Annotated in this window: 13 protein-coding genes and 1 pseudogene; 7 read left to right on the top strand and 7 right to left on the bottom strand. The window is 65.4% G+C overall.

Annotation, left to right across the window (positions count from 1 at the left end):
* Nucleotides 1-56: 56 nt before the first annotated feature.
* From ATE59_RS16850 to coxB, 3 genes and pseudogenes are all read right to left on the bottom strand, one after another.
* Nucleotides 57-530, bottom strand: a pseudogene (locus tag ATE59_RS16850) (UbiA family prenyltransferase); the annotation flags it as partial.
* Between the two features lie 64 nt (nucleotides 531-594).
* Nucleotides 595-2,262: a cytochrome c oxidase subunit I gene (gene ctaD, locus ATE59_RS16845; RefSeq protein ID WP_003050220.1), complete on the bottom strand. Its 1,668-nt coding sequence runs from the start codon at nucleotides 2,260-2,262 to the stop codon at nucleotides 595-597.
* Nucleotides 2,263-2,278: 16 nt separating this feature from the next.
* Nucleotides 2,279-3,370 (bottom strand): cytochrome c oxidase subunit II, encoded by a 1,092-nt coding sequence (gene coxB, locus ATE59_RS16840; RefSeq protein WP_058813410.1) that lies wholly within the window; start codon nucleotides 3,368-3,370, stop codon nucleotides 2,279-2,281.
* Between the two features lie 233 nt (nucleotides 3,371-3,603).
* Here coxB and pyrE point away from each other — a divergent pair, with 233 nt between their 5' ends.
* The 5 genes from pyrE (at nucleotide 3,604) to ATE59_RS16815 (ending at nucleotide 7,407) form a co-directional block, all read left to right on the top strand.
* On the top strand, nucleotides 3,604-4,185 hold the full coding sequence (gene pyrE, locus ATE59_RS16835) for an orotate phosphoribosyltransferase (protein WP_003050216.1): 582 nt from the start codon (nucleotides 3,604-3,606) through the stop codon (nucleotides 4,183-4,185).
* The gene (locus ATE59_RS16830) at nucleotides 4,182-4,925 is read left to right on the top strand and encodes a pyridoxine 5'-phosphate synthase (RefSeq protein ID WP_003050215.1); all 744 of its coding nucleotides are present in this window, start codon (nucleotides 4,182-4,184) and stop codon (nucleotides 4,923-4,925) included. The genes pyrE and ATE59_RS16830 overlap by 4 nt, the downstream gene beginning before the upstream one ends.
* A 121-nt stretch (nucleotides 4,926-5,046) precedes the next feature.
* Entirely contained in the window at nucleotides 5,047-5,448 is a 402-nt protein-coding gene (acpS, locus tag ATE59_RS16825; RefSeq protein ID WP_058813409.1) for a holo-ACP synthase, read from the top strand.
* 2 nt (nucleotides 5,449-5,450) lie between these two features.
* Nucleotides 5,451-6,308, top strand: a complete 858-nt coding sequence (lepB, locus tag ATE59_RS16820) for a signal peptidase I (protein WP_003050212.1) — start codon at nucleotides 5,451-5,453, stop codon at nucleotides 6,306-6,308.
* Between the two features lie 25 nt (nucleotides 6,309-6,333).
* On the top strand, nucleotides 6,334-7,407 hold the full coding sequence (locus tag ATE59_RS16815; RefSeq protein ID WP_058813408.1) for an AI-2E family transporter: 1,074 nt from the start codon (nucleotides 6,334-6,336) through the stop codon (nucleotides 7,405-7,407).
* 34 nt (nucleotides 7,408-7,441) lie between these two features.
* Here ATE59_RS16815 and ATE59_RS16810 read toward each other — a convergent pair whose 3' ends face one another.
* The gene (locus tag ATE59_RS16810; RefSeq protein WP_003050208.1) at nucleotides 7,442-7,963 is read right to left on the bottom strand and encodes an FKBP-type peptidyl-prolyl cis-trans isomerase; all 522 of its coding nucleotides are present in this window, start codon (nucleotides 7,961-7,963) and stop codon (nucleotides 7,442-7,444) included.
* Between the two features lie 97 nt (nucleotides 7,964-8,060).
* A complete protein-coding gene (locus ATE59_RS16805) occupies nucleotides 8,061-8,543 on the bottom strand; it encodes a DUF6456 domain-containing protein (protein ID WP_003050207.1) in 483 nt (160 codons plus the stop codon).
* Between the two features lie 85 nt (nucleotides 8,544-8,628).
* Between ATE59_RS16805 and ATE59_RS16800 the strand changes: the two genes are divergently transcribed.
* Both ATE59_RS16800 and ATE59_RS16795 read left to right on the top strand, forming a co-directional pair.
* Nucleotides 8,629-9,189, top strand: coding sequence for a helix-turn-helix domain-containing protein (locus tag ATE59_RS16800; protein WP_058813407.1), 561 nt, complete (start codon nucleotides 8,629-8,631; stop codon nucleotides 9,187-9,189).
* An 18-nt stretch (nucleotides 9,190-9,207) separates the two neighbouring features.
* Nucleotides 9,208-10,374: a glycosyltransferase gene (locus ATE59_RS16795; RefSeq protein ID WP_058813406.1), complete on the top strand. Its 1,167-nt coding sequence runs from the start codon at nucleotides 9,208-9,210 to the stop codon at nucleotides 10,372-10,374.
* A 4-nt stretch (nucleotides 10,375-10,378) separates the two neighbouring features.
* Here the strand turns inward: ATE59_RS16795 and secF are convergent, their stop codons facing one another.
* Both secF and secD read right to left on the bottom strand, forming a co-directional pair.
* The gene (gene secF / locus ATE59_RS16790; RefSeq protein WP_003050202.1) at nucleotides 10,379-11,365 is read right to left on the bottom strand and encodes a protein translocase subunit SecF; all 987 of its coding nucleotides are present in this window, start codon (nucleotides 11,363-11,365) and stop codon (nucleotides 10,379-10,381) included.
* Nucleotides 11,366-11,381: 16 nt separating this feature from the next.
* The gene (gene secD / locus ATE59_RS16785; protein WP_058813405.1) at nucleotides 11,382-12,995 is read right to left on the bottom strand and encodes a protein translocase subunit SecD; all 1,614 of its coding nucleotides are present in this window, start codon (nucleotides 12,993-12,995) and stop codon (nucleotides 11,382-11,384) included.
* Between the last annotated feature and the right edge of the window lie 32 nt (nucleotides 12,996-13,027).

Here is a 13,027-nt window from a genome sequence, read left to right as displayed (position 1 = left end):
CATCTACACAATGTGGCTCAAGCCGCGGACGCCGCAGAATATCGTGATTGGCGGCGCGGGAATGCCCCCGCCGCGCCGCCAATCACGATATTCTGCGGCGTCCGCGGCTTGAGCCACATTGTGTAGATGAAGACGTAGAACAGGATTGAAACGGTCAGCAGTACCGCCGCCTGCCAATTGGCGGCGAACAGCATGAGGAAGACCGAAAAGGCAGCGAGTCCGACCCCGAACTGCAACGCCGTCTGGCGGTCGAGACGACCGGCGGGCAGCGGGCGATTCGCCGTCCGCTTCATCTTCGCGTCGATAGTCGCTTCATACCATTGGTTGAGCGCCCCCGATGCGCCCGCCCCGAGCGCGATCGCGAGGATCGACGAAAAGGCAAGCACCGGATGAACGCTGCCCGGTGCCGCGAGCAAACCGCACAGCGCGGTAAAGACGACGAGCGACATCACGCGCGGCTTGGTCAGCGCGAACAGGTCGCGCCAGTCTGCGGGAAGCGACATCTCGCCGTGGGTCAGGCTCTGCGCCATGCTAACTCCAGGCCGGAAAGCGGAGCGCCCCCTGCCAAGGCTCTTAGCAGGGGGCGCAGCGTAATCAGGCGATACGCGGCAGTTCGTTGAACTGGTGGAACGGCGGCGGGCTCGACAGCGTCCATTCGAGCGTCGTCGCACCTTCGCCCCACGGGTTGTCGGCGGCCTTCTTGCCCGCGAACAGCGACCAGGCGATGTTCACGAAGAAGAAGATCATGCCGACGGCCATGATCACATAGCCGAACGACGAGATATAGTGCCAATAGGCGAAGGCTTCCGCATAGTCGGGATAGCGGCGCGGCATGCCCTGCTGGCCCAGGAAGTGCTGGGGGAAGAACAGGACGTTCACGCCGATGAAGAAGATCCAGAAGTGCAACTGTCCGAGGAACTCGTTGTACATCCGGCCCGACATCTTCGGGAACCAGTAATAGAAGCCCGCGAACAGCGAGAAAACCGCGCCGAGCGACAACACATAGTGGAAGTGCGCGACCACATAATAGGTGTCGTGCAGGTTGGTGTCGACGCCGCCATTGGCGAGCACGACGCCGGTCACGCCGCCCACGGTGAACATGAAGATGAAACCGATCGCCCAGACCATCGGGGTCTTGAAGCTGATCGAACCGCCCCACATCGTCGCGATCCACGAAAAGATCTTGATGCCGGTCGGAACCGCGATGACCATCGTCGCGGCGGTGAAGTACATCTTCAGGTTCACGCTCATGCCGACGGTGAACATGTGGTGCGCCCACACGATGAAGCCGACGACACCGATCGCGACCATGGCGTAGGCCATGCCGAGATAGCCGAACACCGGCTTGCGGCTGAAGGTCGAGATGATCTGGCTGACGATGCCGAAGCCCGGCAGGATCATGATGTACACTTCGGGGTGGCCGAAGAACCAGAAGAGGTGCTGATAGAGCAGCGGATCGCCGCCGCCCGTGGCGTCATAGAAGGTGGTGCCGAAGTTACGGTCGGTCAGCAGCATGGTGATCGCGGCGGCAAGGACCGGCAGCGCGAGCAGCAGCAGGAAGGCGGTGACGAGCACCGACCAGACGAACAGCGGCATCTTGTGCAGGGTCATGCCCGGCGCACGCATGTTGAAGATCGTGGTGATGAAGTTGATCGCACCGAGGATCGACGCCGCACCGGCAAGGTGGAGCGAGAAGATCGCCATGTCGACCGCCGGGCCGACCGACCCGCTGGTCGACAGCGGGGCATAGACGGTCCAGCCGGTGCCGGCGCCGAGGCCGCTGCCGCCCGGAACGAACATCGATCCGCACAGCATGACGAACGCAACCGCCGTCAGCCAGAAGGACACGTTGTTCATGCGCGGAAAGGCCATGTCCGGCGCACCGATCATCAGCGGGACGAACCAGTTGCCGAAGCCGCCGATCATCGCGGGCATGACCATGAAGAAGACCATGATCAGGCCGTGCGCGGTGATCATGACGTTCCAGAAATGCTTGCCCGCGGTCGCGTCCGCCGCGCCACCGAGCATATGCGCCCAGCCCGGAAGATACTGGATGCCGGGTTCGGCGAGTTCGAGACGCATCATCCCCGAAAGCGCACCGCCGACGATGCCGGCGATGATCGCGAAGATCAGGTAAAGCGTGCCGATGTCCTTGTGGTTCGTCGACATGAACCAGCGGACAAAGAAGCTGGGCGTGTCATGGTCGTGGTCGTGCGCATGGTCGTGGCCATGCGCCGGTGCAGTCGCTGCGATATCGGTCATCTGTCGGACCCCCTGATTAATTCTTGGCGGCCGGCGCGGCGGCAGGCGCCGCAGCCGGAGCCGCTGTGGTCGTGTCGGCGGCGGGGACGGTCGTCGCCGGGATCGGGCCGGTCGGCGCCGGGGCGGCCGCGGCGGGCGCTGCCGCGGCGGCGGCCTGGGCGCCGTCGGGATTGCCGCCCTTCGAGCGGACCCACGCCTTCCACTTGTCCATCGGCAGCGCTTCGACCGCGATCGGCATGAAGCCGTGGTCGACGCCGCACAGTTCCGAACACTGGCCGTAATAGACGCCGGGCTTGTCGACGGTGAACGTCGTTTCGTTGGCGCGGCCCGGAACCGCGTCCATCTTGGTCCACAGCGCGGGAACCGCGAAGCTGTGGATCACGTCGGCGCCGGTGATGATCAGCTTCACCTGCTTGCCGACGGGGACGACCATGCGATTGTCCACCGCGAGGTGATAAGGCTCGCCAGCGGCGACGGCCTTGTCCTCGGGCAGCATCTTCGAGACATATTCGCCGATACCCTGGTCGGGATAGGCATAGCCCCAATACCATTGATAGCCGGTGACCTTGATCGTCAGCGCATCCTTCTTCGGCGGCTCATATTGTGCCGCGAGCAGGCGGATCGACGGAACCGCGATCACCGCAAGGATCAGGACCGGGATCGCGGTCCAGATGATTTCGATGAAGGTGTTGTGCGTCGTCTTCGACGGCACCGGATTGGCCGAAGCGCGGTAGCGCACGACGACCCACAGCAGCAGGCCGAGCACCAGCAGCGAGATGAAGGTGATGACGGGCAGCAGCATATAATGGTTGAACCAATAAGCGCGCTTGCCGATCGGGCTTTCCTGTTCCTGGAAGTTCCATCCGCCCTCGACCGGCTGACCGATGCCTGCGGTCGGCTTCATCGGCACATAGGTCGCATCGCCGGCCGGCACCGCAGCCTTGTCGCCGGCGGGAGCCGCCGCATCGCTGGTCGTCGCGGCCGGAGTCGCATTCGTCGTCGCGGCCGGCGCCGCAGCGGGAGCTGCCGCCGGGGCCTGCGCCTGCACCGCGCCCACGGTGCCGAGCGACAAAGCCGCCGCAATTACAAGGGTTTTCAAGCTCTTCATAAGGATAGTGCCGCCCGTTGCCTGTTGCTGTTCTCGATCCCCCAACCTCTCCGTCTCGGCAGCCGGGCACAGGCCCGGACAGCCCGCGAACAGGCTGAAACTCGCCGGGGCTATAGACCCGCTTGCCGCTTGCCTCAAGCATCTCTAACACTATTTTGCAGCACGATATTCTTCGTGCCCGAAACCCGCTCATCCGACGCGGGCGACTTGATGGACAAAAGACCGAACCTCCCATGACCGACGACGAAATTCTGGCCGAGTTCCGCGCCGCAGACGCGCTGTTGCAGGGGCATTTCCTGCTCTCTTCGGGGCGCCACAGCGAATATTATCTGCAATGCGCGCGCGTTTTGATGGACACCGAACGCGCCGGACGGCTGGCGATCGCCCTCGCCGCCAAGCTGCCGCGCGACCTGCGCGCGGCGATCGACATGGTCGTTTCGCCCGCGATGGGCGGCGTCATCATCGGCCATGAAATGGGCCGCGCGCTCGGCAAGCCCGCGATCTTCGTCGAACGACCGACCGGCACCTTCGAATTGCGCCGCGGCTTCGCGATCCCGGCCGGCGCCAAAATCCTGATGGTCGAGGATGTCGTAACCACCGGCCTGTCGTCGCGCGAAGCGATGGAGGCGGTCCGTGCCGCGGGTGGCGACGTTATCGCCGAAGCCGCCCTTGTCGATCGTTCGGCGGGCAGCGTGGACCTCGGCGTTCCCTTCTACCCGCTCGTCGCGATCAACTTTCCGACCTATGCCGAAGACGAACTGCCGCCCGAACTCGCCGCGACGCCAGCGATGAAGCCGGGGAGCCGCGCGAATTGAGCGCGCCCTCCCCTCGGCGGCTGCGCCTGGGCGTCAACATCGACCATGTCGCGACGATCCGCAACGCGCGCGGCGGCGATCATCCTGATCCGGTACGCGCGGCCGAGATTGTCGCGTCGGTCGGCGGAGACGGCATCACCGCGCATCTGCGCGAAGACCGCCGCCACATCCGCGATGACGACCTCGCCCGCATCCAGGCCGCGACCGACCTGCCGCTCAACCTCGAAATGGCGGCGACCGACGAGATGCTGGCGATTGCGCTGCGCCATGCGCCGCACGCCGCCTGCATCGTCCCCGAAAAGCGCGAGGAGCGCACGACCGAGGGCGGGCTCGACGCCGCCGGCCAGCACAACCATCTTGCCCCGATCGTGGCGCGCCTGTCCGACGCGGGCATCCGCGTCAGCCTGTTCATCGAACCCGACGCGCGCCAGATCGAGGCGGCGATGCGGCTGAAGGCTCCCGTCGTCGAATTCCACACCGGCCGCTATGCGCATGTGGAGGGCGAGGAACGCGCCGCCGAACTCCGCCGCCTCGCCGACGCCGCCGCGCTCGCGTGGAAGAACGGGATCGAGCCGCACGCCGGCCATGGCCTGACCTATGACAATGTCATCCCTGTCGCTGCCATCCCGCAACTCGCCGAGCTCAACATCGGCCATTATCTGATCGGCGAGGCGATCTTCACCGGGCTCGAAACCGCGGTGCGCCGCATGCGCGACCTGATGGACGAGGCGCGCGGATGAAGAATTTCGTCATTGCGAGCGAAGCGAAGCAATCTCGAGCCCTCCGCCTTGCGCGAGGCCGATGGCTGGAGATCGCCGCGTCGCCTTCGGCTCCACGCGATGACGGCTTTTCGGGGTCGTCATGATCATCGGCCTGGGCTCCGATCTCTGCAGCATCGAACGCATCCAGGCTTCGCTCGACCGTTTCGGCGAGCGTTTCGAACTGCGCGTCTTCACCGAGGTCGAGCGGGCCAAGGCGGCGCGGCGGCCTTTCACCCGCGCCGGCACCTACGCCAAACGCTTCGCCGCCAAGGAGGCTTTCTCCAAAGCGGTCGGCACCGGCTTCAAGCGCGGCGTGTTCATGAAGGACATCGGCGTCGTCAATGCCCCTTCGGGCGCACCGACACTGGCCCTCACCGGCGGCGCCGCCGAGCAGCTCGCCGCGATGCTGCCCGACGGTCATAGCGCACGCATCCACCTCACGCTCACCGATGACCATCCCTGGGCGCAGGCGTTCGTCATCATCGAAGCCATCAAGGATTGACCATGGCAAAGAACAAGGCGGCAAAGACCAAGGCCGCGGACGAAGGCAGCATGCTCAAACTGCTGCGCGACATCGTGGTGATCCTGATTCTGGTGCTCGGCATCCATAGCTGCGTCGCCAAGCCCTTTTACATCCCGTCCGATTCGATGATGCCGATCCTGCGCAACGGCGACCGGCTGATCGTCAGCAAATATCCCTATGGCTGGTCCTACGCCTCGGTCAGCTTTCACCTCGCACCCAAGAAGCCGGGGCGCTGGTTCGGCAAGCTGCCCGAACGCGGCGACATCGTCGTGCTCGAACATCCCGTGACGCGCGTCGACTATATCAAGCGCGTCATCGGGCTGCCCGGCGACACGATCGAACTGCGTGGCGGCGCGCTGATCATCAACGGCAAGCCGATCAAGCGCGAGGTGCAGCCGATGCTGTCGGTGCCCGTCGATGCCAATATGCCGGGTTCGGACAGCAGCCTCGGCCGCTTCGTCACCCGCGACGCGGTCGGCAAGGCAGTTCTCGAACTGCCGATCGTGCGCGAGACGCTGCCCGGCGGAGCGACCTTCGACACGATCGACATGGGGCCGGGCTATCTGACCGACGATTACGGGCCGATCACGGTGCCCGCCGACCACCTGTTCCTGATGGGCGACAATCGCGACGGCAGCGCCGACAGCCGGGTGCCGGTCGACCGCAAGGGCCTGGGCGGCCCGGTACCTTTCGACGCCATTGCCGGCCGGGCCGAGATCATCAGCTTTTCGACCGACGGCACCGCCGAATGGTATAATCCGCTGAGCTGGTTCGAGGCGCTGCGCCCCGGCCGCGCCGGAACCAATCTCCGACCGGAGCGTCAGGCCAGCAAGAACTGAGGCGCAAGAGCGGGGAAGCGAAGCGATGGCCGACATGGAAACGCGGATCGAAGCCCCGACCGAGATCCGCAGCCAGCTCGTTCGCACCGAACTGCTCAAGGCCAGCGTGTGGCTCGGCGTCGCGCTGCTCGTCGGCGTTTGCGTCATCCTGATCCAGCCCATTCTGCTGATCTTTGCCGGTATCGTGATGGCGGCGATGCTCGATGGCGGCACCCGCCTCCTTGGCCGCGTGCTGCCGATCGGACGCGGCTGGCGCCTGCTGATCATCTGCTTGTCGCTCGTCGCCTTTCTTGCCTGGACCGTGATGTTCGCAGGTTCACAGATCGCCGATCAGGCGGCGACACTGCAAAAGGTGATCATGAGCCAGGTCGAGCGCGCCGCCAACTGGGCGAGCGAGCATGGCATGGGCACGATCGACATCGACACCAAGACGATCACCGAGAATCTCGCAGGCACCGTCGGGCGCGTCACCGCGGCGGTCGGGTCGGTGCTCGGCGCGCTCACCAGCCTCGTCATGGTCGTCGTGCTCGGCATCTTCATTGCGATCGAACCGCGACTCTATGAACGCGGCATCGCCTGGCTGTTGCCGATGAAGAACCGCGACGATTTCTACGTGACGACCGCGCGCATGGCCTTCACACTGCGCCGCCTGATGGCGGGGCGCCTGCTCGGCATGGCGGTCGAGGGGGTCGGCACCTGGCTCGCTTGTATGGCGGTGGGAATACCGATGGCGGCACTCATGGGGCTGCTCACCGGCCTGCTTGCCTTCATCCCCAACATCGGCGCGATCGTGTCGGGCGTGCTGCTCGTTCTCGTGGGTTTTTCGGCGGGCACCGATACCGGCCTGTGGGCGATCGGCATCTATTTTTTCGTGCAGACCGTCGACGGCTATCTCATCGTCCCGATGGTCGCGAAGCAGACGGTCGACCTTGCCCCGGCGCTCGTCCTCGGCGCGCAGATCCTGCTCGGCACCTTGCTCGGTATCATGGGGCTGTTCCTCGCCGACCCGATCGTCGCGATGATCAAGGTCGCTCTGGAGCGCGAGGCCGAGCGGAACGCGGGCGCCGCCCCCAAGAAAAAAGCGGCGGCAAGCGCCTAGCTCACCGCCGCTTCTTCAAAACGGAAAATCCCGATCAGGGCTGCGGCGCGGCGCCCGGCGCTGCGGGTGCGCCGCCTGGGGCGCCCTGCATCATCTGTTGCTGCTGCATCATCTGCTGCATCGCGCGCACTTCGGCTTCGCTGCGGAAGTCGATCAGTTCGATATCGAAGTGCAAGGTGCTGTTCGCGGGGATCGGCCCGGCGGCGCGGTCGCCATAGCCCAGCGCCGGCGGAATCACGACCTTGTACTTACCGCCCTTCTTCATGCGGGTCAGCGCATCGGCAAAGCCGGGGACGACCTGCGATACCTGGAGCGGCGCCTGTTCGTTCGAATCGAACACGGTGCCGTCGTCGAGCTTGCCTTCATATTTGATGAGGACGATGTCGGCTTTGGTCGGGCTCGGCCCGCTGCCTTCCTTGACGACCTCGAAGCCGATCCGCGGCGTGTGCGTCAGGGCGAACGCGACGCCGATGCCCAACAGCGCGATCAGGCCGATCCACAGCAGCCACAGCCCGCCCTTGCTCACCGGGCGCAATGGAACCGTCGTTACGCTCATGCTCTTGTCCTTCCCCTGCCCGTTCGGGCGAAAACATCGGCGAAGCCTATAGGCGGTGCGGTGCGCGAGGGTCCAGCGAGAAGTTGCGCCGCCCCGTTCAGCCGGTTCCATAGAAGCGCGCCAGCCGATCGAGCGCCAGCGTCAAAACCAGCTTGCCCGATCGCGACGGCCATCCCAGCGCCTTTTCGGCGCCGCCGATCCCCTCACCCGCACAAATCACGCGCCAGCAGATGTCGGCCAATCCCGGCCCGACATGCTCCACCGCAGCGTGGAAACGCCGATGCGCGTCTATGCGCGCCAGCGAGGCATCGGCAGCGCGGCCGCCTCCGCGGCTTTTCGACGGCGGCGCCGCGTCCCAGCGCATCGTCACCCGTCCCGCCAGCCCCGCTCGCTCATAATCGGTCCGCAGCCGCTCGCCGGCGCGATACTGCGCGTCCGAGACCATCCTGCGCGCCGCGAGCCATGCCAGCGGACTTTCCGCGACATTGACGGTGACATGCCGCATCACCTGCGGCCCCGCCCTGCCGGGATCAACCCGATCGTCAGGATGCAGGCGGGTTACGAAATGGCGCGTCGTCATGCGATTCTCCTTGCTGGGAGTGTCGGCTTGACATTGGAATATTTTGTAGGAAAGAAGAAACCGATTTGGTTATCGGAGGTTCGTCATGATCAACAGCATCCGCGCCGTGCGCCGCGCCAAGGGACTGACGCTCGAAGAGGTTGCGCAGCGCTGCGACCCGCCGACGACCGCCCAGACGATCGGACGCCTCGAAACGGGAACGCGCACCCTGTCGCTCGGCTGGATGAACCGCATCGCCAAGGCGCTCGGCGTCGATGCTGCCGATCTCGTCCAACTACCCCAGGATACCCAGCTTGCGATTACCGCGCTGCTCGGCGCCGATGGCGCCCATGCGCCGACGCGCGTCGAACAGGCGCTGACCGCGCGTCCGACCGAGGACATGATCGCCGTGCGCGTCACCTCGTCGATCGGCGACTATCGCGCGGGCGACGAGATATGGTGCCGCAAGGTCGAGGGCGACTGGACCAGCGCGCTCAATCGCGACCTGCTCGTGCCGCGCCCCGCCGGTCGCTTCATCTTTGCGCGGCTGCTCAACATCGATGGCGAAAAGCTGCACCTGCTGCCGCTTGGAGCCGGTCAGCGCCAGCAGGTGGTGAGCAACCCGCCATGGGCCGCGGTCGCGGTCCGCCTCATCCGGACGCTTTGATGGCGCGATGAGGCGGAAATGAAGCCCCTTCGCATCCTGTCGATCGCCACGCTCTTTCCCGATGCGGCGCGCCCCAATTTCGGCCTTTTCGTCGAAAAGAGCCTGCTTGCGCTCGCCGCGCAGCCGGGCGTCATGCTGACCGTCGTCGCTCCCGTCGGCCTTCCGCCCTTCCCGCTTTCGCTCCACCCGCGATACCGGGCGCTGCGCCGATTGCCACAGCGCGAGGCGTGGCGGGGCCTCACCGTCCATCGGCCGCGCTTCACGCTGATTCCGAAATTCGGCGCAGCGCGCAATCCGGCGGCGATCGCGCGCGCCGTGCTGCCGATTGCGCGGCAAGGCGGCTTCGATGTCGTCGATGCCCAATTCTTCTATCCCGACGGTCCCGCCGCAATGCGTATCGCAGACGCCTTCGGCCTTCCCTTTTCGATCAAGGCGCGCGGCGCCGACATCAGCCATTTCGGCCACGATCCAGCGACTCGCCCGCAACTGCTCGCCGCCGCCGAGCGCGCCGCCGGATTGCTCGCCGTGTCGGCGGCTATGCGCGGCGACATGGCGGCAATCGGCATCGATGCGGGCGAGACGATGGTCCACTATACGGGCATCGACACCATGCGCTTTCATCCCGGCGACCGCACCGCGGCCCGCGCGGCGCTCGGCATGGGGGACGCGCCCGCGATCGCGACCGTCGGCGCGCTGATCCCCCGCAAGGGCCAGGCGCTCGTCATCGAAGCGCTGCCTGCCCTGCCGGGCGTCCACTACTGGCTGGCGGGCGCTGGCGAAGAGGAAGCGCGATATCGCGCCCTGGCGCAGCGGATCGGCGTCGCCGACCGGGTTCACCTGATGGGGCCCGTCGCCAACGCCGACTTGCCGCAGCTCTACCGCGCGGTCGATGCCGTAGTCATGCCGTCGGTCAGCGAGGGGCTCGCCAATGCGTGGGTCGAGGCGCTTGCCTGCGGCACCCCGATCGTCATCAGCGATGCCGGCGGCGCGGCCGAACTGGTGACGTCGCCGGCGGCAGGACGGATCGTCGAGCGCACACCAGCGGCGATCGCCAATGCGGTGCGCGCGCTATTGGCGGCGCCCGCCGCGCCCGATGCGGTCGCGGCGAGCCTTGCTGGCCGCTTCGACTGGGACCGCAACGGCCGCGAACTGGCGGAGCATCTCCGTCGCTGCGCGGGCTGCTGAGCGATCAGACGACAGCGCCGTCGTCGTCCTCTTTGCTGGTCACGCGCTCGGCGCCCTGCGTCGCGGCGCTGGTCCGCGGCACGAAACTGTCGGGACCGACCTTCAGCCACACCAGGATCGGCGCCGACATATAGATCGACGAATAGGTGCCGACGAAAATGCCGAGCAGCATTGCAGCGGTAAAGCCGAAGATCACGTCCGGCCCGACCCACAGCAGCACCGCGAGCGCGATCAGCATCGTGAAGCTGGTCATCACCGTGCGCGCCAGCGTCTCGTTGATGCTGAGGTCGAGCAGCGGGATGATCTCCATCTTGCGATATTTCTTCAGATTTTCGCGGATGCGGTCATAGACCACGATCGTATCGTTCAGCGAATAGCCGATGATCGTCAGCAGCGCGGCCACGATGTTAAGGTCGAACTGCATCTGCGTCAGCGCGAAGAAACCGAAGGTCAGCATGACGTCGTGGAACAGCGCGAACAGCGCCCCGACCCCGAACTGCCATTCGAAGCGGATCCAGATGTATATCGAAATCGCGATCATCGCGAGCGCGAGGCTGAGTGCACCGGTGCGCAGCAACTCGCCCGATACCTTGCCCGACACGGTTTCGACCGACCCGGTCTTGGCGGTCGGAAACGCCTTGTGGATGCCGTCGACAAGCTGCTTGCCCGCACGGTCGGCGGCCGCCTTGTCGCCTTCGGGCAGCGCGGTACGGATCGACACCGCCTGGTCGGACCCGAATTGCTGGATCGTCGCTTCGCCGAGGCCGATATTGTCGACCTTTTCGCGGATCTCGTCGATCTTGGGCATGGTGCCCGAAAATTCGACGCGCACCGACTGGCCGCCTACGAAGTCGACGCCAAGGTTCAGCCCGCGCACCGCGACCAGCACGATCGACGCGACGATCATCAGAAAGCTGATCCCCATGGCGATGTTGCGCCACTTGAGGAAATGGATGTTGGTGTCTTCGGGGACGAGTTTCAGCAGACGCATGGGTTCGGTCCCTCTATCAAATATTCAGCGACGCCGGACGCGTCTTGTGCAGCCAGTGCGCGGCGAACATGCGGGTCACGGTAACCGCGGTGAAGACGCTGGTCACGATGCCGATGGTCAGCACGACCGCGAAGCCCTTGATCGGCCCGGTGCCGAACCAGAACATCAGCGCGGCGGCAATAACGTTGGTGATATTGGCGTCGAAAATCGCGCGGCTGGCTTCCTTGTAGCCCAGCTCGACCGCCTGAAAGACGCGTCGCCCGCGTTTCAACTCTTCGCGTATACGTTCGTTGATCAGCACGTTGGCGTCGACCGCGGCGCCGATCGTGAGCACAAAACCCGCGATACCGGGCAACGTCAGCGTCGCGTTGAAGGCGGCCATGATCGCAACGATGAGGAAGATGTTAAAGAAGAGCGCGACGTTCGCGTAGATGCCGAAGCGGCCATAGACGACGATCATGAACGCCAGCACCGCAACCGTCGCGATGATCCCGGCGATCGCGCCCTTGCGGATCGAATCGGCGCCGAGCTCGGGCGTCACCGTCCGCTCTTCGACGACGGCCATCTTGACGGGCAGCGCGCCCGACCGCAGCGAAATCGCCAGCGCATTTGCGCTTGCGACAGTGAAATTGCCCGAAATCTGCGCGCTACCGCCCAGGATCGGCTCGTTGATCGACGGCGCCGACAGCACCCGGCCGTCGAGCACCATGGCAAAGCGCTTGCCGACATTCTGCGCCGTCACCTTGGCAAAGGTCGCCGACCCGCCCGAATCGAAGCGGATGGTGACGACCGGCAGGCCGCTCTGCGGATCATAGCTCTGCTTGGCGTCGATAAGCTGGTCGCCGCTGATCATGACCTGGCGGCGCAATACTTCGAACGGCACGCCATTGCCGGCGTCGGGCGAATAGGGAACGACCTCGCTGCCGACCGGGACGCGGCCCGCGGCGACTTCGTTGGGATCGGCATTGGTATCGACCATGCGGAATTCGAGCCGCGCGGTCTTGCCGATCAGATCCTTCAATTGCTGCGGGTCTTGAAGCCCCGGCACCTGCACGACGATGCGGTCGTCGCCCTGACGGATGATCGTCGGCTCGCGCGTGCCGAGCGCGTTGACGCGCTTGTCGATGATGTCGCGGGCGGTATCCATCGCGCGGCTGATCGCCTGCGCCTGCCCCGCCTTGGTCGGCGTCATCACGATGCGCGTCGTATCGACGACATCGATCGTCCAATCGCGCTGGCCGGTCAGCCCCGCACCCTGCGTCTCGCGGAAAAGCCGCTCGCGCGCCTCGTCGAGCTGCGCCTGGTCGCGGACCAGAAAGCGGATCTTGCCGCCCGCGGTCGACAATTCGCCGATCGCGATGTCGTCGTCGGGCCCACGCTCGCCGCGCATCGCGGTGCGCACGGTCTTTTCCATATTGGCAAGCTGCGTCTTCTGGAGATCGCCAAGATCGGCCTCAAGCAGCAAGTGGCTGCCCCCGGCAAGGTCGAGGCCCAGATTGACCTTCATCTGCGCGAAGGACGGCAGGCTTTCGAACTGCCTTTGGGGAAGGAAGCTGGGAATGGAAAAGATGACACCAAGCGCCAGGATGACGCTGATGCCGATGACTTTCCAGCGCGGGAAATCGAGCATGACGGGGTTCCGATGGTCTGGGCGGCGCCGGT

Source organism: Sphingopyxis sp. A083, assembly GCF_001468495.1.
In the GTDB taxonomy this organism is placed as follows: domain Bacteria; phylum Pseudomonadota; class Alphaproteobacteria; order Sphingomonadales; family Sphingomonadaceae; genus Sphingopyxis; species Sphingopyxis terrae.
This window is presented reverse-complemented; position numbering and strand designations above follow the sequence as displayed.